The organism is Cognatishimia sp. 1_MG-2023, assembly GCF_030548175.1.
In the GTDB taxonomy this organism is placed as follows: Bacteria; Pseudomonadota; Alphaproteobacteria; order Rhodobacterales; family Rhodobacteraceae; genus Cognatishimia.
Window position 1 is genome coordinate 191,729 of sequence record NZ_JAUORX010000006.1, and the last position, 21,898, is coordinate 213,626.

Annotated in this window: 20 protein-coding genes and 2 pseudogenes; 5 read left to right on the forward strand and 17 right to left on the reverse strand. The window is 51.4% G+C overall.

Translation table 11 applies throughout. From position 1 onward, the window contains the following. From Q4544_RS12065 to Q4544_RS12075, 3 genes are all read right to left on the reverse strand, one after another. The gene (locus tag Q4544_RS12065) at positions 1-921 is read right to left on the reverse strand and encodes an ABC transporter permease (protein WP_303506615.1); all 921 of its coding nucleotides are present in this window, start codon (positions 919-921) and stop codon (positions 1-3) included. Between the two features lie 76 nt (positions 922-997). After that, positions 998-2,530 carry an ABC transporter substrate-binding protein gene (locus Q4544_RS12070; RefSeq protein WP_303506617.1) on the reverse strand — a complete coding sequence of 511 codons (1,533 nt, stop codon included), beginning with the start codon at positions 2,528-2,530 and terminating at the stop codon, positions 998-1,000. An 81-nt stretch (positions 2,531-2,611) separates the two neighbouring features. Then, the gene (locus tag Q4544_RS12075) at positions 2,612-3,217 is read right to left on the reverse strand and encodes an RraA family protein (RefSeq protein ID WP_303506618.1); all 606 of its coding nucleotides are present in this window, start codon (positions 3,215-3,217) and stop codon (positions 2,612-2,614) included. A 386-nt stretch (positions 3,218-3,603) separates the two neighbouring features. On the opposite strand from Q4544_RS12075, the gene Q4544_RS12080 reads away from it, so the two are divergent. Continuing rightward, positions 3,604-4,536, forward strand: a complete 933-nt coding sequence (locus Q4544_RS12080; RefSeq protein ID WP_303506620.1) for a LysR family transcriptional regulator — start codon at positions 3,604-3,606, stop codon at positions 4,534-4,536. Here the strand turns inward: Q4544_RS12080 and Q4544_RS12085 are convergent. The 6 genes from Q4544_RS12085 to dctP are packed head-to-tail and all read right to left on the reverse strand — an operon-like array spanning position 4,518 to position 9,848. Beyond that, a complete protein-coding gene (locus Q4544_RS12085; RefSeq protein ID WP_303506622.1) occupies positions 4,518-5,465 on the reverse strand; it encodes an ornithine cyclodeaminase family protein in 948 nt (315 codons plus the stop codon). The two genes, Q4544_RS12080 and Q4544_RS12085, sit on opposite strands and share 19 nt — an antisense overlap. Then, positions 5,462-6,706, reverse strand: a complete 1,245-nt coding sequence (locus Q4544_RS12090) for a Zn-dependent hydrolase (protein ID WP_303506624.1) — start codon at positions 6,704-6,706, stop codon at positions 5,462-5,464. The genes Q4544_RS12085 and Q4544_RS12090 overlap by 4 nt, the downstream gene beginning before the upstream one ends. A 31-nt stretch (positions 6,707-6,737) precedes the next feature. Next, positions 6,738-8,021: a TRAP transporter large permease gene (locus Q4544_RS12095; RefSeq protein WP_303506626.1), complete on the reverse strand. Its 1,284-nt coding sequence runs from the start codon at positions 8,019-8,021 to the stop codon at positions 6,738-6,740. Beyond that, positions 8,018-8,491: a TRAP transporter small permease gene (locus tag Q4544_RS12100; protein WP_303506628.1), complete on the reverse strand. Its 474-nt coding sequence runs from the start codon at positions 8,489-8,491 to the stop codon at positions 8,018-8,020. Before Q4544_RS12100 ends, Q4544_RS12095 begins: the two co-directional genes overlap by 4 nt. Beyond that, entirely contained in the window at positions 8,488-8,817 is a 330-nt protein-coding gene (locus Q4544_RS12105) for a cupin domain-containing protein (RefSeq protein WP_303506630.1), read from the reverse strand. The genes Q4544_RS12100 and Q4544_RS12105 overlap by 4 nt, the downstream gene beginning before the upstream one ends. 41 nt (positions 8,818-8,858) lie before the next feature. After that, a complete protein-coding gene (gene dctP / locus Q4544_RS12110) occupies positions 8,859-9,848 on the reverse strand; it encodes a TRAP transporter substrate-binding protein DctP (protein WP_303506632.1) in 990 nt (329 codons plus the stop codon). 244 nt (positions 9,849-10,092) lie between these two features. Here dctP and Q4544_RS12115 point away from each other — a divergent pair. After that, positions 10,093-10,772, forward strand: a pseudogene (locus Q4544_RS12115) (IS3 family transposase); the annotation flags it as partial. A 546-nt stretch (positions 10,773-11,318) separates the two neighbouring features. Here Q4544_RS12115 and Q4544_RS12120 read toward each other — a convergent pair. Both Q4544_RS12120 and Q4544_RS12125 read right to left on the reverse strand, forming a co-directional pair. Next, complete coding sequence (locus tag Q4544_RS12120; protein WP_303506634.1) at positions 11,319-11,915, reverse strand: dihydroxyacetone kinase subunit L; 597 nt, start codon at positions 11,913-11,915, stop codon at positions 11,319-11,321. Positions 11,916-11,923: 8 nt separating this feature from the next. Continuing rightward, positions 11,924-12,919: a dihydroxyacetone kinase subunit DhaK gene (locus Q4544_RS12125; protein WP_303506636.1), complete on the reverse strand. Its 996-nt coding sequence runs from the start codon at positions 12,917-12,919 to the stop codon at positions 11,924-11,926. Positions 12,920-13,117: 198 nt separating this feature from the next. On the opposite strand from Q4544_RS12125, the gene Q4544_RS12130 reads away from it, so the two are divergent. Further along, positions 13,118-13,900 carry an IclR family transcriptional regulator gene (locus tag Q4544_RS12130; protein WP_303506638.1) on the forward strand — a complete coding sequence of 261 codons (783 nt, stop codon included), beginning with the start codon at positions 13,118-13,120 and terminating at the stop codon, positions 13,898-13,900. A gap of 8 nt (positions 13,901-13,908) precedes the next feature. Here the strand turns inward: Q4544_RS12130 and Q4544_RS12135 are convergent, their stop codons facing one another. The 5 genes from Q4544_RS12135 to Q4544_RS12155 form a co-directional block, all read right to left on the reverse strand. Next, on the reverse strand, positions 13,909-14,280 hold the full coding sequence (locus tag Q4544_RS12135; protein WP_303506640.1) for a cupin domain-containing protein: 372 nt from the start codon (positions 14,278-14,280) through the stop codon (positions 13,909-13,911). 123 nt (positions 14,281-14,403) lie between these two features. Further along, positions 14,404-15,717 (reverse strand): FAD-binding oxidoreductase, encoded by a 1,314-nt coding sequence (locus Q4544_RS12140; RefSeq protein WP_303506642.1) that lies wholly within the window; start codon positions 15,715-15,717, stop codon positions 14,404-14,406. Between the two features lie 153 nt (positions 15,718-15,870). Continuing rightward, positions 15,871-17,136: an ABC transporter permease gene (locus Q4544_RS12145; protein WP_303506643.1), complete on the reverse strand. Its 1,266-nt coding sequence runs from the start codon at positions 17,134-17,136 to the stop codon at positions 15,871-15,873. Continuing rightward, positions 17,133-17,939 (reverse strand): taurine ABC transporter ATP-binding protein, encoded by an 807-nt coding sequence (locus Q4544_RS12150; RefSeq protein ID WP_303506644.1) that lies wholly within the window; start codon positions 17,937-17,939, stop codon positions 17,133-17,135. The genes Q4544_RS12145 and Q4544_RS12150 overlap by 4 nt, the downstream gene beginning before the upstream one ends. Before the next feature lie 87 nt (positions 17,940-18,026). After that, a complete protein-coding gene (locus Q4544_RS12155) occupies positions 18,027-19,019 on the reverse strand; it encodes an ABC transporter substrate-binding protein (protein ID WP_303506647.1) in 993 nt (330 codons plus the stop codon). Between the two features lie 543 nt (positions 19,020-19,562). Between Q4544_RS12155 and Q4544_RS12160 the strand changes: the two are divergent. Further along, positions 19,563-19,772, forward strand: a pseudogene (locus Q4544_RS12160) (integrase core domain-containing protein); the annotation flags it as partial. A gap of 98 nt (positions 19,773-19,870) precedes the next feature. On the opposite strand, the gene Q4544_RS12165 reads toward Q4544_RS12160, so the two are convergent. Then, a complete protein-coding gene (locus Q4544_RS12165) occupies positions 19,871-20,608 on the reverse strand; it encodes a GntR family transcriptional regulator (protein ID WP_303506649.1) in 738 nt (245 codons plus the stop codon). A 205-nt stretch (positions 20,609-20,813) separates the two neighbouring features. Here Q4544_RS12165 and Q4544_RS12170 point away from each other — a divergent pair, with 205 nt between their 5' ends. Beyond that, positions 20,814-21,824: an amino acid ABC transporter substrate-binding protein gene (locus Q4544_RS12170; protein WP_303506651.1), complete on the forward strand. Its 1,011-nt coding sequence runs from the start codon at positions 20,814-20,816 to the stop codon at positions 21,822-21,824. Positions 21,825-21,898: the final 74 nt, after the last annotated feature.

Consider the following 21,898-nt stretch of genomic DNA (forward strand, 5'->3'; position numbering starts at 1 on the left):
TTAAGAAGCTCCGCGAAGGCGCGGGTCAAGCACCGCATTCAGAATATCGGCAAGGGTCGTCAGCAAAACATAAAGCAATGCGAGGATCAGAATGATCGCCTGCACAACCGGCAAATCGCTGCGCAACAAAGATTCCCAAGCCAGTCGGCCCAGACCGTTCAACGCAAAAACGCTTTCGATCACGATAGATCCTGAAAGCAGTTGCCCCAATTGCACGGCCGCAAGCGACACTAAGGGCAAGACTGCATTACGCAACGCATGGCGCGAGATAACTAGACGCATCGGCAGCCCTTTGGCTTTTGCCGCGCGGATATAGTCTGTACCAAGCACTTCGATCATGCCAGATCGGGTAATACGCATCAGTTCCGGCACTGCGTAATAGCTCAGCACGATAACCGGAAGGATATAACCTTGCCATGATGCGGCTCCGGAAATTGGCACCCAGCCATACCAGACCCCGAACACAACAATAGACATCAAACCAAGCCAAAAGCTGGGGATCGCCTGACCAGAGACGGCAATCACTAACGCGATCCTGTCAATCCAGCCATTGGGTCGCAACGCGGCTGCAATCCCCAGGGGAATAGCAACGACAAGCGCGACGAAAAAAGAAATAAAACCGAGTGTCAGCGTCACGCCAACACGGTTGCCGATGATTTCGGTCACAGGGACGTTGAAATAGATGCTTTGTCCGAGGTTGCCAACGAGCGCGCTGCCTACCCAGTCAAAGTACTGCACCACTATCGGGCGGTCGAACCCATAGGCGATGCGGATCGCTTCGGCATCCTCTGCACGGCCCCCAGACCCTGCGATGGCAATTGCTGGATCACCAGATAGAAACATCAGCGCAAAACTAAGCGCTGATACCGTCAGACAAACGCAAAGGGCCACGAATAGCCGTTTGGAAATGAAAGGGATCATGTCTTTTGCTCTCCATTAAATGTTGCTGGGCAGGAGGGAGTAACCGCGCCCAGCAACGTACCACCAAGTGGTCAGCTTACTTCCAGCTAGCCATCCACCAGCGGGCAAACTCGTCGGGATGCGGTGTAAAATTCAGCTCGGAGGACAAGCCATAGTTTACATTGAAGTTATACATTGGCATCCAGTACGCCTCATCAGCAATCTTTTTGACCGCCATGCTGTAGTTCTCAGCGCGCACGTCGCGATCCGATGCAGTATCCGCTTCACCCAACCATTTTGCTAGATCAGTGTCTTGGACCAGATCGTCAGCACCTCCACCGAAGAAGTTCGATAGGATAAAGGCAGTGTCGCCGATACCGTAGCTACCCCAGTTAGAGAAGAACGCTGGCAGCTCTTTGGCTCGCCATTTGCCAATACCCGCTGAATACTGCTGTTCGTTTAGAACCAAAGTCACGCCAACTTTCGCAAGGTCAGCTGCAACAGCTTCTGCAGTTGGACGTGGCATGGCGGCAAAGACCATTTCCAGCTCAAAGCCATCCGCATAGCCAGCTTCTGCCAAAAGCGCGCGAGCTTTTTCAGGGCTGTATTCGTATTTTGCAACGTCTTGCTCGCAGCCGAACTGTGCTGGGTTACACGGTGTGTTCAAAACCTTGGATGCGCCGCCTGCAAAGGCATCAACAATCGCACCGCGGTTTGTCGCGTGGATCAAAGCCTGACGCACACGTTTGTCAGCAACGGGGCTATCACCCGCGAGAGCCTCAGGGGCAAACCCAACATAACCGATACGCATGATCGGTGCGCTAACGATCTGAACTCGACCTTCGAGACGAGACGCTTGATCAGGTGGGATACGCCAGATCCAATCCAGATCACCAGACATCAATTCAGCGAACTGTGTGTTCATCTCTGGCATCGTACGAACAACGATCTTGTCAATGGTTGCGCCGCCTTTTGGACTGCCTTCGTAGTGGCCTTCGAAGAGTTCCATGTCATAGCGGATGCCGGCCTCTTGGCTTACCAGCTTGTAAGGGCCAGTACCAATTGGTGTTGCCGCCATGCCAGCAGAACCATTCTCGCTAAAGAAAGCGTGTGGGTACATCGGCAGAGCATCTGCAAGCATTTCGACCGCACCAGCAAATGGCTTGGACATGTTGATGCGCACTTTGTAGTCATCAAGCTTTTCAACGCTTTCGATCCAATCGACAGAGATCGAATAACGTGTACCGTACTCAGGTGTGATGACAGTATTCAGCGTGGTCACAACGTCATCTGCTGTAAAGTCTGCACCGTTGTGAAATTTCACACCCTGACGCAATGTGAATTCCATCGTAAGTGGCCCTGTGAATTCCCAGGACTCAGCCAAGGCTGGAACGATTTCACCAGTATCCAGGTTCTTGTAAAGCAGGCCGTCATAGATGTGACGTGCCAGAATAAGACCCTGGCGACCCGCGATTTTATAGGTATCCAGCGGCTCAGGTTCTGCAGCGAATGCAACGTTTAGTGTGTTGCTAGCTTTGTCGGCAAGCACAGGGCTGCCCATCATAAGCGCGGTGCCGGTAGCCAATGCGGCCAGCCCCGACAAGAGTTGTTTTGAAGATAATTTTTTCATCGGTCTCTCTGTTGTTGGTGGTTATAGGGAGGAAATGCCATATGCCGGTTTTCCGGTTCTAGGCGGGTTATTGCGAATAGATTACTTAGGTTGAGCCGTGATTTCGGCCAGCGTTTCTCCGGCCTTCAACCGCTCAAGGATGAGCAGTTCTTTATCTTGAATAGCCTGCGCGCGTTCCGCCAAGGCTTGGGCTTCGGTTGGCTCCAAAACGACAACGCCGCTTTCATCAGCAAGGACGATATCATCGGGTCGCACTGCCGCGCCGCCGCAATTAATGGGGACGTTGATATCGCCACCAAAACCGCGCGGCTTCGTCGTAATCGGGGATCGCCCTCGACTCCAGATGGGGAACCCAGCTGCCAAAATGGCTGAACGATCTGTGAGAAATCCGTCGATCACGGCTCCGACGATGCCGCGTTCTTGAGCAGCACATGTGGTGACGGCTCCCCAGCAAGCATGGCGTATATCGCCGCAACGATCCACGACAATAACTTGTCCGGGCTGAGCCAAGGACAATGCCTGAACCAAAGCCGTACCGTCATCGCCATTCATCCGTACAGTCAGGGCGGGGCCAAATATCCGACGTTCAGGCAAGAGTGCCTGCAACGACGGTGCCATGAAGCCCGTCTCTAGAAAGTGCCCTAGCGTTGCAGTTTCAATGGCTGATAAATCAAGGTTAGCGTTCATTTCAGTCTCGGAGCTAGATTATCTTACTCAAAAAAGAAGACGTTGAAGGCGCGCTCGGGTCAAATAACTGGGACTTATGTTAGGTATAGCGCGACCAAAGCTGCACACCACAAGCCGACGCGAAAAAGGTAGGTTCGATTAAAAAAGTGACAGCAACACCGGACTTTCAGTCGACAATGAAGTGAGCAACGGCCGTTGACCAACCAAGCAACGCATATTGACTGTTTCTTGTGCGCAGAACGCAATTCATGCGCTCAAACGTGTCACCTAATACGCGTCAAATTCAGCATAGACCTAGAAAATAGTAGCTATAGTCGTTCGTAATACTACAATTATGCTTTTTTCGGCTATACGATGCCGAATAGCGCAACAACCGAGATACGGACATGAACGCTCTTCAATACGCTGACTTAAACTGGAACCTGCTCCGGGTCTTTTACATGATAGGCAAGGAACAGGGCATCACCAAAGCTGCCAATCGGCTGGGGCTTAGTCAGCCTTCAGTTAGTAATGCCTTGCAAAAACTTGAAGCACAATTGGACTGTCAGTTGGTTTATCGCGACAGTCGCAGTTTTGAATTGACGGTCCACGGCGACAAGATTTTTCAAGAATGCCGCGACATTTTCCACAGCGCCGAGCGTATTTCTATACTTGTGCGCGATGCCGAAGAAGAAGAGCGCGGGCGCGTCTCATACCAAATCATCAGCGATCTCGTGTCTCCTATGCTGGATGAATTGCTACGCCTGTTTCATCATCGTCATCCGTCGGTGACGTTTCAAAGCGAAGTTGAGAACAGTCAAATGATCGTACGCTCAATCCAGCAAGGACGCGCAACGCTTGGGTTTTGTCTATTGACGACGCCATTGGTCAACCTGCCATCGATCCGACTCTTTCGTGAAGAATTCCGCGTTTTCTGTGGTGCTGAACATCCGCTATTTGGTCAAGAAGCTGTCTCATTGCGCGATCTGCAACGTGAGCCGTTCATTTCGTTTGCCTGCGCGACTGAAGGCATGGGGCTAGAACCCATGTCAGTTCTGAGAGAGGGCACACGGATCGGCAACCGCATCAACGGACTGAGCACTAATATTGAAGAAATTCGTCGGATGATTGTCGCAGGGCTCGGGATTGGTATCTTGCCACTGACAAGCGCTCGGGATGACATTCGTCGAAAAGATTTATGGCCTTTAAAGATAACAGACGAACCGATTGGCGCTGATGTTTATCTGGTACATGCACCGTTCGAAAAGCTATCGCCTTCCGAACGAAAATTTGTTGAAACAGCGAAAGAGCTTGTTGCGCTCTATCCTGATATGGACTGACCCAATGCGAGATCCGCGGCGGCCAAATCTTGTAGTGCCATTCCAGCCGATTTGAACACGGTTCTTGCCATGTCATCGGTCCGACCGAGATGGACACCCTGACAAAGCTCGGTCAGATCCGCCAGTATTGCGTCCGGTTTGAACAAACCGCTTTGTAACGGTTGAAAGATATCCCCGGCCAGTGATGCACCAGCGCGAGCATCTACAAAAATCTGCGATTGTGTCATCGCTAAGTCATCGCTTTCGCGCATATCTGGTTTAAAGGCTCCGATTAAATCCAGATGCGTGCCCTCAGAAATCCAATCGCCAAGAACAACCGGAGAGGTCGAGGCTGTCACGGTGCTAACAACATCCGCCGCCCGGCACGCCGCTTCCAAATTGTCGCTAGCCTGTGCTGGCAATCCTTCTTCACGCAGCGCACTTGCAACAATGTTCGCCTTTTCTAGATTGCGCCCCCAGACCGTGACGTCATCATAGTCTCGCACAGCGCAATGAGCCGCAGCAACTGATAGGGCTAGTTGGCCAGTACCAACAATCACCAACCGCTTGGCACCTTTGCGTGCGAGGTAACTTGCGGCAAGCGCCGAAGCCGCTGCAGTTCGACGCGCTGTCAGGGCATCTCCGTCAAGCGAGGCCTGCATTTTTCCGGTTTCCCCGTCAAACAATAGATAACCAGCGTTGATTGTCGCGAGGCCCTTGCCTGCGTTGGCAGGTAGGAACGTCACAACTTTGACCCCGATGCTTTGCCCAGGAACCCAAGCGGGCATGATTAACAGAGAGGCTTCACTGCCGTCTGGCTGGTCAATTGTTAAAACCTGACGATCCGGGGCTGATACAGCATCACTGCTGTACCAATCACGAAGTTGCTCAATCAGCGCTGGCCAATTCAAAGCGGTTTCGAGTTCCGAATGCCCAATCAGGACGCTCATCGATCTGCCCTTTCCACAACTGCGTGTAGCATGATGTTCAAAGCTGCCACAAAGTCTTCTGGCTCACAGCTTTCTTCATTGTTGTGGGTAATTCCGTTTTTACAAGGAGCAAAAATCATCGTTGTTGGGCAATGCGTGGCGAGAAAATAAGCGTCATGTCCTGCCTGACTTTGGATATCACGCCAGTTGTAGTTCATGCGCACCGCTTGTGCGCGCACGCCATTGATCAACTCTTGATCAAAGATGTCGCCACCCCATTCCCATTCATCTTCAATCGTAGCTTCACATCCGCAACGCGCTGCGGATTCAAACAAGGCGCGGCGCATTTTTTCCACCATTGCGCGCGTGGTGATCGGGTCTGGGTGGCGTACATCGCAGACGGCCTCAGCTGTATCTGACAGGATGCCCGGCTTGTTCGGCCACGCCGTTAAGCGCGCTGCAGTTGCTTTGCCGTCATGAACGGCAAAATCCCAACCGATATCATCGACAGCCGTCAGCCAGCGTGCACCCGCTGCTAGGGCATTCTTACGCAAATCCATTGGAGTTGGGCCCGTGTGTGACGTTTTACCCGCGAATGATGCACGCATCCCCCGTACTGGGTAGCCACCGGTGACAATGCCCACCTCACGGTTTTCTGCGTCAAGGATCGGTCCCTGTTCGATGTGTAGTTCAAAATACGCGTCTATTTCGCCGCCTTTGCAAGGCAAATCGCCTTTGTAGCCAATCCGTTGTAATTCATCTCCAAAGCGCGTGCCATCATCACCGATGATGTCATGAACCCAATCGATGTCATATTTACCCACAAAGCAGCCTGACGCGACCATAGGCGGAGAGAAACGCGCGCCCTCTTCATTGGTCCAATCGACAACCACAATCGGCCGTTTGGTCGTATGGCCTATTTCATTCAGACACCGAATGACTTCAAGCCCTGCCAAAACCCCGGCGATGCCGTCAAAACGACCACCGTTGATCTGGGTGTCTAGGTGGCTGCCCATCAAGATCGGTGGCAAGCTATTATCGGTGCCATCGCGGCGACCAAAAATGTTTCCTGCTGCATCGATCTCAACCGTCAATCCAGCTTCCTTACACCACTCACAAAACAGATCGCGCATAGTGCGATCCTCATCGGATAATGTCAGGCGGGACAATCCCCCTGGACGACCTTTACCAATCTCGGCAGAGGCTTGGATGGTCGACCAGAAACGGTCAAGATCAACGCGGGTATCAGGATTTATAGACATCGAGTACATTCTTTCATTTGTAGAAGCGGAATTAAAATAAAGCCGCTGGAAGATCAGTGATCAAAGCCGGGAACAGCACGAGCAACAGCAGCACCCCAACCATCACGCCAAGGAATGGCACCAAGTAAGTAAAGGAGTCGCTGAGCGGAATTTTTCCAACACGGCAAGCTGCCATAAGGTCAATCCCAAGAGGCGGCGTATTGGCCCCGACCGCTAGGTTAATGGTAAGCAAAATACCGAAATAAACCGGATCGATACCGTAATGGCTTAGGATTGGAAGAAAGACTGGTGCAAGGATTAGGATGATTGCGATGCTTTCCATGAACGTTCCGAGGATCAGCAAAATGAGCATCATCATAAGCAATGCCACAGTGGCGCTACCCGTCGTTTGGGTAATGCCAGACACCGCCATTTGCGGAACTTGTTCCGCTGCCAAAATCCAGCCAAAGACTGACGCGGATGCGATCACCAAAAGTATCACGCCTGTCATTTCGGTGGTTTCACGCAGAAGATTCGCGAGAACTTTCAAGCTAAGCGCGCGATAAACAAAGAGTCCGATGAACAGCGCGTAAGCCACACCAATACCAGCCGCTTCGGTTGGGGTGAAAATCCCCAGGCGGATGCCACCAACGATAATGATTGGCGCGAGCATTGCTAGGATCGAACCTTTGGCGGCGCGGCGCAGCTCACGCCAGGAAAATGGCTCCCCCCCCTGCCAGCCATTCCGACGCGAAATCCACCATGCAACCAACATTAGACCTAGTCCAAGCAAGATGCCGGGAACGATTGCCGCGACAAACAATTGCCCAATCGAGCTATTGGTCGCAGTGCCGTAGACAATCAAAACGATCGAAGGTGGAATGACAGTTCCCAGCGATCCCGCGCATCCGAGCGCTGCGGCACTAAAACCTGGAGCGTAGCCTTGATCACGCATCGCCGGAAGCATCATTGTTCCGATAGCGACAACGTCAGCGACGCCGGAACCAGACAGAGATCCGAACATCATGCAGGCAATAATCATCACCATTGCAAGCCCGCCCGTGCGACGGCCGATCAACGCAGAACATAGCGCAATAATACGTGGAGCCAGGCCGCCATGGACCATCAGCAATCCGGCCAGAAGGAACAGTGGGATGGCCAACAAGGTAAAGCTATTGATCCCAGCAACAGCGCGTTGCGCAACAACGATCATTGGGGCAGAATCTGCGATCAACAAGTAGATCATCGATGAGAGGCCAAGGGCCACTGCAATAGGCGCGTCGAGAAGAACCAGTACGACAAAGACTAGCAGAAGTAGGGCCAACGCAATACTCATTTGCGACCACCTTTCAGGATCAGGCCTAGCAAGGCAAAGCCACAACAAACCGGCAAGGATAAGTAAAACACACCAACCGGCAGCGATAGCGCTGTGGTTTCATGAGGCCAAGTGATGGACGTCAATCGGGTTCCGGTGAATATGAAGACGGCAAGAAAAACAAAGATGGCCAACCCAGCTGCCACATCAAAGCTTTTACGCAGAATGGCCGGCATGGCGATCAGATCCAAAAGACCTGCGCGAAAATGGCTGCCTCGAATAAAACCCGATACTGCGCCAACAAACGTCAGCCAGACCAACAACAGGCGCGGCAATTCTTCGGCCCAACGGGGGGTAGACGAGAATAAATAGCGCGACACGACTACGTAGACGACCATAGCAGCAAAACACGCCACAAGTGCGGCTCCAAGCCATCGGGCCGTGACATCTATAAAATGAGCGTACTTGCGCGACTGGACTGACAAACTCATGGGTTAAAAAATCCTTCTGAGCCACGGCAAAGCGTGCATTCATCGCAATAGGCAGCAACAACGATCCATTCCTCCGAAATCACTTCGACGGTGTGCTCAAGGCCCGGAGGCAAGCGAACCGCAGTGCCCTCGGTCATGTGGTACTCTTTGCCACCTGCCCGTAAGATCGCCTCTCCCTTTAAGGTTAAGGTCACTTCGTCTCGGGGATGGCTGTGGGCAATTGAACAAGCGCCCTTTTTCCCAGTCGTAACGGATAGCTTGATAAAGCCCTCGCCGCGTTCGGCAGGAGAAAACAACACCTTCTGGGCGAAGTCGTAAAGTTGCACCGGCTCCACCGATGCAACTTCTGTTATTTCGGGACGTGGACTCATTTCCGGTATGTGTTCAGAATGGCCAGCAAGTCTTCGCCGTAGACATCTTTCTGGCTTTCCCAGATCGGTGCGACAGCTTCAATAAAGGCGGTTTTGTCAACTTCGTTGAATACCATGCCTTTGGCTTCCAGTTTGGCAACGAGCTCAGCATCGGCTGCTGCTACCATGTCACGTTGCTTCAGGCCCCAGCTAGTAGCGGCGTCGGAAACGATCGCCTGATCTTCAGCTGACATCTTTTCCCAGACAGATTTTGATACTGTCAAAGTCGCAGCACCCCAGATGTGCTCAGACTTGGACACATACTTCTGCACTTCAAAGAAAGACGCTGCATAGATAATCGCAAGCGGATTTTCCTGAGCGTCAAACAGACCCTGCTGAAGCGCGGAATAGAGCTCACCAAACGACAGTGGTGCGGGTTCTGCGCCAAGGCCTTCAAAAGTAGCAAGCCGTACTTTGTCAGGCGTTACGCGGATCTTTATGCCCGCCAGGTCAGCTGGCTTTTCTACAGGGCGTACATTGTTGGTGATATTGCGGAAGCCCGTTTCCCACCAACCAATAACCTTAAGGCCCTTTGGTTCGAGCATACCTTCAAGCGCATCGCCCAATTCTCCGTCCAACGCAGCGAACGCTTGTTCACGCGCTCCCCAAGCGTATGGCATCTCAATAATGCCCATACGTGGTTCGACCCCTTGAAACGAACCTGCGCCGATCAGACCGGCTTGGACAGAGCCGAACTGCAAGCCTTCAATAACTTCTTTCTCGCTGCCCAATTGCCCAGATGGAAACACTTCGATCTGAACTCGGCCTTCGGTACGTGTTGTGACCTCTTCAGCAAATCCCGTAGTCGCGATATGCCAGCTATGGCTCTCTGGCAGAACGTGCCCAAGACGAATTGAAACATCGTCGGCGACAGCCGCTAAGGGGGTAAGAAACATCGCACAGGCCGCAAAGGCATGGGTTTTTATCAGTCTAAATGAGGTTTTCATTCGTTGGCTCTCCTGTTGGTCTTTTATTGTGAACAACGAATACCGATTGTGGCCTTGGTGCAAATAGAGTGGGTCTATGATTGAAAAAGCTTTGCTGAATGTCGCGGTTTGATGCCGCTCCTTTGATAGCATTTACTGCAACAAAGGAGACTGACTAAGGGACTGAAACGGACGGGTGAATTTCGGCAAGATGCGGTGCGTATAGCGCTGACCAGTGGGCTGACACGCAAACAGGTGGCTGATGATCTTGGCGTTGGCCAATATTAAGGAGCATTCACGTCTCAGCCTGGGCAGCTATGCACTGCACGGCAGTTGAATGCTTGCATTCAATGAGAGTGGCAGGCCGCGGATGACAGAAGAGCTGAAAGAGATCGGCCTGGATATTGGGCACCGACGCGTTGACAGGCTCATGCGACAGACGGCATATCCGATGTCAGAACCCGCAAACACAAGGTGACGACGGACAGCGACCACAAGTTCAACAATGCGCCGACCCTGCTGAATCGGAACTTCATTGCCGACCAACCAAACCAGAAATGGGCAGGCAATATCAGCTACATTTGGACGCGTGAGGGGTGGCTGTATTTGGCTGTCATCCTGGACCTGCATTCAGGGCATCGCCCAAAGGCTACATCCATCACACAGATCGCGGATCGCAAACTGTTCTCATGATTATCAGAGAATTCTACACCAGCATGGGTTCAAGGCGTCGATGAGCGGCAAAGGGAATTGCTATGATGACGCAGCGGTGAAACGTCCTTCAAATCCATCGAAGCGGAACTGATCTGGCGGCATCCTTGGGAAACGCGGCACAAGACTGGGATAGCCATCTTCGAATACATCAACGGCTTTTACAATCCGCGCCACCGACACTCAGCATTGGGCTGGAAAAGCCACGTCGCTTTCGAACGGAAAGTGGCTTAAACGAGCACATGTGGCGGCACGAAAGCGGGACAGGTCCAACTTCAACAATTTGATATACGAAGTGGCTGAGTCCGACAGAAGCACGACTTGCTTTCCGGCGCACTGCATTGCGCGCAATCGTTTTATCCAGCTGGCGGTTTCTGTTTTGTCCCCTCTGCGATCAAGAGCATCTCTGGAAGGTTGTGATTGAAAACCAGGGGTTCAGTGCGAACGATCATACCGGTTCTGCTATGCACAAGCCCCGGTTGATCAGAGATAAACTTCCAACCAAATTCTGCGCGAGTGGCGACTTGGTTTGCAAACCGCAGCGTTTCCACGATAAATGCGACTTCAAGATCGGAAAATTGGTTCTAAGCAACTATTTCAATCGAAGTCGTTGTCTGTGCTGGCACCACAAAACATTCCGTCGGTAAGCTGCCTACTCAAACCTGCGTTTCACACAACCGTCCCCATCAGGGGCAACCAATTCGAAAAACTGGCTGGGGTCGGTTAGAATAGTAAAGTGCTGCCCTCTCGATCCAAGAGGGCAGCAAGGCGTTAAACAGTTTACGCGAAGCAATCAATCATAGACTTGATAGCCACCATGCCCGGATCATCCATGCCTTTGGTTTTGTCCCCGAAGATACGCGCTCGGCCAATTTTGCAGGGCTGATCATGGAATTCTTTCAGTGCCGAATCTGCGGCTTCCACTGCGGCTGAAAGGGAGGCATCGGCAGTGGATTTTCCCGCTGTTGCGGCGATAACCGCAGTCAAAGAGTCCAACATGGTCTTATCACCGATGCTTGCACCACCCCGAGCGATCATGGCATCCAATGCCGCTTGAAGCAGCTCTGGTAAACGCTCCCAGTCGATCTCAGTCTCGCCTTTGGTCTGCTTTGCGACAGCCATCAATGAAATGCCCATCAGCGTCCCGAAAGAAGAACCAGATACTTTGGTCATCGCTTTGGCGCATTCCATGCAGGCCATGCCGAAGTCTTCAGGCAGGTCATCAGAGATCGAAGCGATATTGTTGAAACCATTCACCATGGTAACACCAAGATCACCATCTCCCAGACGGCCATCAAGTTCGTTCAGATGAGCGCCCATAGGCTCAACCTGCGCGGCAATTTTTGCGATGCCAGTGCGCAGGGTTTCTGTCGTCATTCCCACGTTTATTTCCCCCAGAATGGATTGTTCGCTGGCGCAGCAAGAAGCTGCTCCAATTCATCATCAAGTTTCATCACAGAAATCGACGCGCCCGCCATTTCCATGGATGTGGCGTAGTTACCGACCAGTGGTTGAACAATTTGGATGCCCTTGTCGGACAGGATCCGGTTCACGGCACGGAACAGAATATAAAGTTCTTCAGACGGGGTGGCGCCAAGGCCGTTGACCAGGACGGACACACGATCGCCTGTGTTGAGCGCCAACTCATCTGTCAGCTTCGCAAGCAGTTCTGCAGCCAATTCGTCTGCTGGTTTGTTTTTGCCACGCCAAACACCAGGCTCGCCATGGATGCCCATACCGATTTCGATCTCGTCATCGGCGATCTCAAAAGTTGGTTTGCCTGCCTGAGGAACGATGCATGACCCAAGCGCCACGCCCATTGTGCGAATATTCTGACGCGCGCGGTCAGCGCATTCATAGACTTCGTCCAGAGACTTACCAGCCTGCGCCGCTGCCCCAGCAATTTTGACGACATATACGAGACCGGCAACACCGCGCCGCTTTTCAATTTCGTCCACGCCAGCGCTTGCAACATCGTCGTTCACGATGATTTGGCGGGCAGTGATGTCTTCCATCTCGGCGAATTCGCACGCCATAGCAAAGTTCATCTTGTCGCCGCCATAGTTGCCAACGATGCACAGAACGCCTTGGCCCGTGTCCGCAGATTTGATGGACTCCAGCATTGGGTTCATGTCCGGGGAGGCGAATACGTCACCAACCGCACAGGCATCGAGAAGGCCGTCGCCTACATAGCCTGCGAAGATTGGCAAGTGGCCAAAGCCGCCGCCAGATACAACGCCTACGCGATCGGTACTCGCGACAGGTTTGCGAAGCATACGGCGTGTTTCGCCATCAATTTTGAATACGTCAGGATGCGCGACTTCCAGACCTTCGAGTGTTTCGTCAACATAGTTGACGGCATCGTTCATGATTTTTTTCATTGCGGTTCCTCTGCAGGCAATGAAGCGAAAGATCACCCAATATGTTGGATCAGGTTTTTCTTGCTTTTCTTGCACCCTATGCTAGTTTCGTATTTCGAAACAAAAGTATCGTATTATGGATATGCGAAATTTTTTGCCATGTCAATCAGGTGTTCGCGCCTTCTTGATGCAACGTTGGAAATGAAATAGGTCAGTGGAATGCAAAGCTCGATTGTTACAAAGTTATTAGCCCTACTCACCATCATCAGTGAGACCCGAAAACCGCTTACCTTTTCAGAATTGGTTACGAAAAGTGGGTTAAACAAAAGCACAATCCATCGGCTCTTGACGATTTGTACAGAAGAACGATTGATCACATTTGACGAGCATCGAAAGGTTTATTTTGTCGGGCCTAAGATCTTTGACCTCGTACGGAATGCGTACAGCGGGTATGATATCCAAGCTGTGGCGCTCGACGAAATGATGCGTTTGCAAAGCCTGTTTGACGGTAATGTAACGATCGGCCTGCCCAACGGAATGGAAGTCGTTTACTTGAGAGTGTTGGAATCTCGGCGTTCTATGGGACCAATACAACGACCTGGGATGCGAGAACCTATCCATTGCTCTGCTTCTGGTAAGGCCTTGCTGGCATTTTTGCCGGACAAGATGATTCAATCCAAACTCGATGGCTACGAATTCGAAAAATTCACTGACCGCACGATCGACAACTCAGAGACATTTTTCGAGGCATTACAAGAAGTACGTGAGCAGGGATATGCGCGAAATGATCGCGAAGAGTACGAGCATTTCATGGGAATTTCAGCTCCCATCTTCAACTACATGTGTGAGCCGATTGCCGTGATTAACCTCTGGACAGTCGATTCGCTGCACACTTTCAAAGATCTGACCTCATGGTCGGGTGAATTACGCGCCTCCGCAGACCGCGTAACCAATCTAATAGGTGGAACCGCGCCTGATCTTGCGACCCTGCGCGGTAAATAGAGTCATTTTTAGCCGTCGTTTGCCGGCAGGTTTTCAACCGAAATAATGACAAAGTGTTTTTTGATGTAGTCGTCAACAGTCCATTCTGTTTCAAGACCGGCATTCATAACGAACGCATCACCAGCTTGAACGTCGTATGAGTTTCCGTCCCCAGTTTTGATGGTCGCGCCACCCTCAAGGATGTGACAAAACTCGACGATACCATCCATGACTGCGGTGAATTTACCGGCTGTGCTGTCCCAGATACCGGAGCGGATGGATTCCTGGTGGCCGTTGTACATCAGCCACGAAAACTGCTTTGGATCACCATCCAAGATGTCATCCTTGATGTCCTTTTCAACAGCAATTGGGTTCTGATCCTTGAATTTGATGAAGCTCATCGCGCTATCCTTCTTTGTAAGAAAAATGCGCACTGGCCCACGGGAGTGAAGCCAGCACGCTGTCGCCCTAGTTTGGTCGACGATTAGTGACGGGTGAACAACCGAGTGTTCACGCCGAGGGGATCAAAGCGGATCGAAGAGTGTATCCAGCTTGTCGCGAAACGACATCGCAGGCGCTCCGAGTGGGAGTAGTTGCTTTGTCCCCCAATGAAACGGAATTGGGCTGACGGGTGTTACTGGGAATGGCAGCGTGTCGTCCCCTGCTCCCATAGCTTTGCGCGCCAAGGTGCGCCCCATTACGGACGTCATAGCGATGCCACGCCCGCTGAAGCCAATCGCAGAAAGCACTCCAGGAGCGGGTTCGTGCAGATGCGGCATCATTTCGGTCGTTACAGCGATCCGGCCTGCCCAGGCTGTTTCGATAACGGATTGCTTAAGCTGCGGGAACACACGGTGCAGCCCGTTGCGCAGGCGGCCAATCCCGCCAAGCGCAGAGGCTTGATCTGTACTGCCGACGCAGCCGAAAATCAGACGGCGATCGCGATCATATCTTGCGAAATAGATTGCGCGACGTGTGTCAGCGATGGTCACCGCGTTTGGAAGAACCTGTTCCTGGAGTTCAGCAGACAGCGGCTCGGTCGCAATCGCAATGCTGACCATTGGGAAGATAGTTTGCTGTAATCCGGGCCACAGACCATTGGTATATGCATTGGTAGTCAGGATCACCTGCTTCGCAATAACTTTACCTTTGGCGGTTTTGACTTCCCATTTGTCACCCATCGGTTTCATGCTGGTGACTTTGCTGTTTTCAAACAACTCAGCGCCCAGACGTTCAGCAGCACGCGCGTAGCCATATGTCAAAGACAGCGGTTGTACGTGACCACCTTTGGCGTGGAACAGTGAAAATCCATATTCAGGAGAGCCACTGACCTTTTGGGTTTGTTCTCGATCCAGGAATTCAATCGGAGCGCCAGCTGATTTCCAGGCCTCGCCCAGATTGATCAACCGTTTCTTGGTGGATTTACAATGTGCTGCTTGGACCCAGCCATTCTGTTCGGCGTCACAATCTACATCATATTTTTTGATGTCGGCAAATAGCGCGTCCGCTGATCCAAGGGTTGTATCTATCAGGCGCTCGGCCTGAGATGCACCAAATTTCTTAATGAGTTCATCCGGCGTCGCGCGCCAAATTGGGTTACATTGCCCACCGCTGCGGCCGGACGCTCCCCAACCAATTTCCATTGCGTCCAGTACTGCAACTTTTGCTCCAGCTTCCGCTAGACCTATCGCTGTTCGACAACCCGTCAGTCCTCCTCCGACGATTGCGAAATCGACTTCAATATCCTCATCTAAAACCCTTGCATTCGGTCGTTCGGCGGCTGTTCTGCGCCAGTGGACCTCGTCAATGCTTTGAGGGGTGAAGCTGTTGGCTGTCATTCCATGCTCATATCGTTCTGCAAAATCTCAGTTTGCACTTTGGTTAAAGATTGGACCGCCGAGATGTCGCCGGTCCGGCGAACGCCTGAAAATCCAGGCGCAAAATCTAGGGCCCTCTGGCGAGCGGAAGGGAGGCACGCCAGAGGAATGGGCTTAACTTTTGCCTTTCCAGGGAACGAGGTGACGCTCAGCCCAACGCATCAGCATGTCGATGCCGAAACCGATGACACCGATGAGCACGATGCCCATGATCACGATGTCGGTGTTTTGGAATTTCGAAGCTGTCATGATCATCATACCGGCGCCTTGTTCCGCAGCCACAAGTTCGGCTGCAACAACAGTGCCCCAACAAACGCCCATCGCAACACGGGCCCCTGTAAAGATCTCTGGCAGAGAGTTTGGAATGATAACATGGCGCATGATTTGCCATTTGCTTGCACCCAGCGAATATGCTGCATGAACTTTACTGATGTTCACACCTGACACACCCGACCGAGCCGCGATCGCCATAATCCAAAGCGCTGCCAGGAACAGCAGGATGATCTTACCAGACTCGCCGATGCCTGCCCAAATGATAACAAGTGGGATCAGGGCCAACGGAGGCACAGGGCGCATGAACTCAACGATTGGATCAAACCAGCCGCGGAACCAGTTGCTCAGACCCATGGCATAGCCAAGCGGTACGCCAACAATCGCACCAAGTACAAAACCCAGAATAACGCGATAAAGAGAGAAACCAAGGTGTTCCCAGATCGAGAAGTTGCGGAAACCTTCTTTGAAGATTTTCACAGTACGGACCCAAACAGTTTCAGGTGCCGGCAAATAGAGAGGCTCCATTTGCATGCCGCGATCAGGGGCAAAGTTTGGCGTACCTTTGTCAGACAAAGTCACGGGACCAAAATCAGTATTCACCGTATCGCCAGGGGTGACAGGCTGACCATTGATGGCAACGATCTTGGCTCCATCCTTACGTGTCACCGCGTCATTTTTGTCCCAAGGGATTAAAATGGTGCGCCATTGCGCAACAACGGCTGCGTCGTTTTTCGCAAAGCCGTCACCTTCAGGCACAACAGGTGAGTCTGCAGATTGGTCACGTGGATGCACAACAACCCGAACCAAGGCGTCATCAGATGAGCCATCTTCGGCTTGAACCGTATAGGTGAATTCCGCAACGCCCTCGAATGGTGCTGGCGCGTGCAAGAATTTTGGCAAGAGACCTGAGCCAGTAAAGATGCCCCAGATCAGGAAGATCGTGGCGATAGAGACAAAGCCAGCGATACGGTTTGGACGTACGGCACTTTCGTCGCCGAATGTCACAGTTTTCAAAGAGGTATAGTCACGGATACCTGCGCCTTGGAGTTTGGTCACCAAGTAGAAGGAGCCAACAAACACGGCGATATAAATCAGGAGTGGAATCATTTTGAATCCTCCGAGCGGCCCATGATTTCTTCTTCCATGTCCCAGATCATGCTGAGAATTTCTTCGCGCTTCACGCCAAAGTCAGGATGTTTTTTGACTTCGCGTAGATCCGCGTCAACGCCGAGATCGGCGAACGGAAGACGGTACTCTTTGTGAATACGGCCAGGGCGTGGTGCCATCACCACCAGACGTTCACCCAACAACAAGGCTTCTTCGACCGAGTGCGTGATGAGAATGATAGTTTTGCCGGTTTCTTTCCAAAGCTTCAGAACCAGGGATTGCATCTTTTCGCGGGTAAGCGCGTCAAGTGCGCCCAGAGGTTCATCCATCAAAATGACATCTGGGTGGTTGGCCAAGCACCGCGCCAGCGCAACACGCTGCTGCATGCCACCTGAGAGTTCGTAGATAGCTTTTTCTTTGAAATCCTGCAGGCCAACGACCTCAAGCAAGTGATCAACCTCTTCCAGGTAATCAGACTCGCGCTGACCCTGCATACGTGGGCCGAAGCTGACGTTGTCACGCACCGACATCCATTCAAAAAGAGCACCTTTTTGAAAAACCATGCCGCGGTCTGCGCTTGGACCGGCAATTGTGTTACCGTTGAGAGTCATTTGACCACCGGTTGGAGCCAAAAAGCCAGCGACGATATTAAGCAAAGTTGTCTTACCGCAGCCCGAAGGGCCCAGTACGCTTAATAGCTCTCCGGCTTTGAGGTCCAGAGAGACATCCTGCAAAGCTTGAACTGCACCGCCATCGGGCAGATCAAATCGCATGGATAAATTTTGGATCGAAAGTCCAGTCATTCCCCACCTATTTTTTTTGTGAAAGGGGCTGTGCCATCCTCGGGCGCAGCAGGATTGGCGCGAGGTGACCCTCGCGCCAAGTCTGGCTTACATGCCTTGTACGGCCATCAGTGGACCAGTGTTTACGGCAGATTCGTAGTTGTCGAGAGACGCGTCGATTGAACCCGCTTCAACAAATACTTCTGCAACACCCTTCATGAATGTTTGAACGTTGCCGCCCAACCATTTGCCTGAAAGCTGCTCTTCAACAGTAGGCATTTTCATTGTGCTGATTGCAGCGCGCGCAGCAGCCAGATCCAGGCCCGCCTCGTCAGCAATCACTTTGAGCAGCTCGTCGCCTTGGTCAGCGGCCCAAGTTTTGTTGGCTTCAGCTGTCACTTCAAGGAACTTAGCAACGATGTCGCCATTTTCCGCGATGAAGGACGCAGGGGAAGACGTCACATCAAATACCAAGATGCCCAGCTCTTCTTTTTCGTCGCCAGTCAAAAGTACGTTGCCGTGCTCTTTCATACGACCCAAGCCACCGCCGTAACCGCAAGCAAAGTCAACTGCGCCTTGGCTCAGTGCTGCTGCACCTTCTGGTGGCGCCATGTCCACAACCTGCAGTGAGTCTACTGGAACACCGAAGTGAGCCATCTGACGCAGGAAGCCGTAGTGAGCAGCTGTGCCGAGAGGAACGGCAACTTTTTTACCGGCCAGCTCGCCAGCAGAGTCTTTGTCGATTTCCAGGGAGGAGGAAACAACGCAGTTGTCGTTATCAGAATAGCTTACCGCAACGTCGATAATTTGAAGGTCTTGGCCACCCGATGTCGCAACAACGAAAGGAGGCAGACCTTGAGACACAGCGATCTGAACATCACCGGATGCCATAGCCGCGCTCATCGCTGTGCCGGTTTCAAAAGAAACCCAGTTCACTTTCATGCCCAATGCTTCTTCATAAGCACCGGTAGCTTTTGCTGCCATCATTGGCATTGGCCATTCTAGGAAGTACGCAACTGTCAGCTCTTCAGCCATTGCAGCCGTACCGGAAACTGCGGCAATCGCTGCGGCCAAAATAGTTGTGGATGTTTTCTTGATCATTTTGTGTTCCCTGTTTAGTGAACTTCATTTAGTTTTATATTACAAAACTTTTATTTTGCAATACGAGAATAGCGGCGCAATCCGACATTCGTCAATATTAAAATCATAACGTCTGAATTTGGTAGCTTGTAATCTGGATCAAAATGAAATGAGCTATCTTAAATATTTGATTTTTTTGTTTATAATGAAGCGCTTGGCTCATAATCTAGAGCCAATGTAAAGAAATCGGGCAATTCACATCACAGTTTATCGGGCTATTTTGAAGCCAATTTGGTTCCGAAAACCATCTGGAGACTCGATTCTTCTGCAATTTTATCTTCGCAATACCCGGGTTTCTTAAGCCCCATTCATTCAAAAAATACTCTGCGAGCTTGGAGAGAGCAGAAAACTATTCACTAACAATAGCTTATTTCCAAAGTGTATCTTTTACCCGCGCATTGACCATTCGCGATTTATTTTACGTAATTGAACTATTGCTTTGTATTCTAAAACTTTAGCCAAAACACATGTCTATAATTCGGCCATAGGGGAAATCTGAAAGATGAAAACTACTCCCTGCCGAGTGATCTCTAGGCGCAGATTGCAGCCTTCATCGACCATTACAATCATCAGCGATATCACGAAAGCATCAACAACATCACACCTGCCGAAGTCTACTTCGGGCGTGACAAAGCCATTCTACAACAACGCGAAAGGATCAAACGAAAGACACTCGAAGCGCGACGCTCGCATCGCCGCCAGAAAGCCGCATAATCAAACCAACCAGATGAGCCAAAGTCTCTCTTAGGTTAGACCGCTCTTGGTCCCAAAAACTGACGACGGACACTAGAGACCGTTTTGTGCGCAGCAACCTATTCTAGGTAGTCTTTCAAAAAGGCCGCGTATTCGTTCGATGCAACCGAAATGTGACTGTCCATTAGAGTGACTGCCAATTCGACGTCTTGGTCCTTATAAGCCTTCAAAATCGAACGGTGTTCATCCTGAGAGTCAATCGTCGCATGATGAGCACGCATATATATGTGTGTGTATCGATGCGCGATCGTATGGGCCCGCTTGATCATGCGATTTAAATGCGCCATGCGCGCTGGCGCATATAGAGCAAGGTGAAATTTCAGATTCCAGTGGCTTGAGACAGTAACATCTGTGATCAATTCGAAATCCCTGATGATCGCGTCAATCTCTTCGCAGTGTGCATCGGTTGAAAGTGGGACAGACTCGCGTACAGCAAACAGTTCAAGCATTCGGCGCAACTTAAAAGCCTCCAGCATTTCATCTGCTGAGGTCTGCGAAACAACGAATCCCCTATTGCGATAGAAATTCACAAGCCCTTGCCCTTCGAGCTCGCGCAGCGCTTCCCGTACAGGAATCTTGCTTGTGCCTAATTTTTCAGCGATCACATCTTGCTTAATTGATGCTCCGCTTGGCAGAACACCAGTAACGATGGCCTCCTGCAGCACTTTTACAGCCATCTGTGGGGCAGTCTCTTCCCCCAACTCCATGCTCGCGAAAAGGTCCTCAAATGAAATTTCATGAGACTCACTGTAAGGCTTTGGCAATACAGCATTTTCTGCAACATTTGGGGTTGTCAATTAATAGCTCCTAACAAGCATTCAGGCTTTTAGCGCACTCGCTAACAATCGCATAATAGAGCGAACAACCACGACAGAGCAAACATATCGTATACCTATTGTTGGAATAAATCCGAAATAATTCAACAGTTGACAGGGTTCACCCACTTTCGCAGGATGAATCGTATACGATATAAAAAACGACAACGACATGGAGGTCACTAAGATGAAAACTGTCCTAACCCTCGGCGCATCTGTCGTCGCACTTGCGAGCGCTGCGACAATTGCACAAGCCGATATGATTGAAACTATTAAAGAGCGAGGCGAGCTCACATGCGGTGTACACACAGGCCTAGTAGGCTTTGGCGCGCCAGACGAAGCAGGTGAATGGCAAGGGCTTGATCCTGATTATTGTCGCGCCATCGCCACAGCGATTCTTGGTGAACCTAAAGTAAAATGGGTACCCCTATCCGCTCAGGCCCGCTTTACATCTCTGCAAAACGGCGAAATCGACGTGCTGGCGCAAAACTCGACCATGACTCTTGCACGTGATGCATCTCTTGGCCTGACTTTCCCAGCCTTCAACTTTTATGATGGCCAAGGTTTGCTGATTAAATCCGATCTAGGAGTAAGCGACAGCAAAGAGCTCGACGGCGCAACTGTTTGTATTCAGCAAGGCACAACCAGTGAATACGTAATCCGCAATCATTTCACTGACATGGGTATTTCCTTTACTCCAGTGGTCATCGAAAGCGGAACCGAGTTCTTCTCTGCCTTCTTTAGCGGCCGTTGCGACGTAATCACCAGCGACCTATCACAATTGGCCGTCGTACGTCTGACATCTGACGATCCAAGTGCGTACACCGTTCTGCCAAATATCTTGGCAAAATCACCATTAGGCCCTGTTGTCCGCGCGGACGACAAAGCATTTGAAAACGTCGTTAAGTGGACATCATACGCGCTTTTGACAGCTGAAGAACTCGGCGTGACACAGGCGAATGTTGAAGAAATGAAAGCAAGTGACAGCGCTGAATTACAGTCCTTCTTAGGTGCGAACCCTGGCGTCGGTGAATTGATCGGCCTTGAAGATGACTGGATCTACAATGTCATCTCAACCGTCGGAAACTACAGCGAAATCTTTGACCGTAACGTCGGCAAAGACTCTCCGTTGGGTCTAGAACGTGGCCAGAATGCCCTATGGTCAGATGGCGGCCTTATGTACTCTCCACTCTTCTAAAGTTAACTCCCCTGGCTCGCTGGACTTCGGTTTGGCGGGCCTTTTTTATGGGCTTCCGAGGACATTATGAACCC

Excerpts from the sequence above, each read along its gene's own strand:
- Q4544_RS12170 (WP_303506651.1), top strand. The coding sequence starts at position 20,814 with ATGAAAACTGTCCTAACCCTCGGCGCATCTGTCGTCGCACTTGCGAGC.
- Q4544_RS12080 (WP_303506620.1), top strand. The coding sequence starts at position 3,604 with ATGAACGCTCTTCAATACGCTGACTTAAACTGGAACCTGCTCCGGGTC.
- Q4544_RS12130 (WP_303506638.1), top strand. The coding sequence starts at position 13,118 with ATGCAAAGCTCGATTGTTACAAAGTTATTAGCCCTACTCACCATCATC.
- Q4544_RS12090 (WP_303506624.1), bottom strand. The coding sequence starts at position 6,706 with ATGTCTATAAATCCTGATACCCGCGTTGATCTTGACCGTTTCTGGTCG.
- Q4544_RS12120 (WP_303506634.1), bottom strand. The coding sequence starts at position 11,915 with ATGACGACAGAAACCCTGCGCACTGGCATCGCAAAAATTGCCGCGCAG.
- Q4544_RS12135 (WP_303506640.1), bottom strand. The coding sequence starts at position 14,280 with ATGAGCTTCATCAAATTCAAGGATCAGAACCCAATTGCTGTTGAAAAG.
- Q4544_RS12125 (WP_303506636.1), bottom strand. The coding sequence starts at position 12,919 with ATGAAAAAAATCATGAACGATGCCGTCAACTATGTTGACGAAACACTC.
- Q4544_RS12065 (WP_303506615.1), bottom strand. The coding sequence starts at position 921 with ATGATCCCTTTCATTTCCAAACGGCTATTCGTGGCCCTTTGCGTTTGT.
- Q4544_RS12100 (WP_303506628.1), bottom strand. The coding sequence starts at position 8,491 with ATGAGTTTGTCAGTCCAGTCGCGCAAGTACGCTCATTTTATAGATGTC.
- Q4544_RS12085 (WP_303506622.1), bottom strand. The coding sequence starts at position 5,465 with ATGAGCGTCCTGATTGGGCATTCGGAACTCGAAACCGCTTTGAATTGG.
- Q4544_RS12140 (WP_303506642.1), bottom strand. The coding sequence starts at position 15,717 with ATGACAGCCAACAGCTTCACCCCTCAAAGCATTGACGAGGTCCACTGG.
- Q4544_RS12075 (WP_303506618.1), bottom strand. The coding sequence starts at position 3,217 with ATGAACGCTAACCTTGATTTATCAGCCATTGAAACTGCAACGCTAGGG.
- Q4544_RS12145 (WP_303506643.1), bottom strand. The coding sequence starts at position 17,136 with ATGATTCCACTCCTGATTTATATCGCCGTGTTTGTTGGCTCCTTCTAC.
- Q4544_RS12070 (WP_303506617.1), bottom strand. The coding sequence starts at position 2,530 with ATGAAAAAATTATCTTCAAAACAACTCTTGTCGGGGCTGGCCGCATTG.
- dctP (WP_303506632.1), bottom strand. The coding sequence starts at position 9,848 with ATGAAAACCTCATTTAGACTGATAAAAACCCATGCCTTTGCGGCCTGT.
- Q4544_RS12150 (WP_303506644.1), bottom strand. The coding sequence starts at position 17,939 with ATGACTGGACTTTCGATCCAAAATTTATCCATGCGATTTGATCTGCCC.
- Q4544_RS12155 (WP_303506647.1), bottom strand. The coding sequence starts at position 19,019 with ATGATCAAGAAAACATCCACAACTATTTTGGCCGCAGCGATTGCCGCA.
- Q4544_RS12095 (WP_303506626.1), bottom strand. The coding sequence starts at position 8,021 with ATGAGTATTGCGTTGGCCCTACTTCTGCTAGTCTTTGTCGTACTGGTT.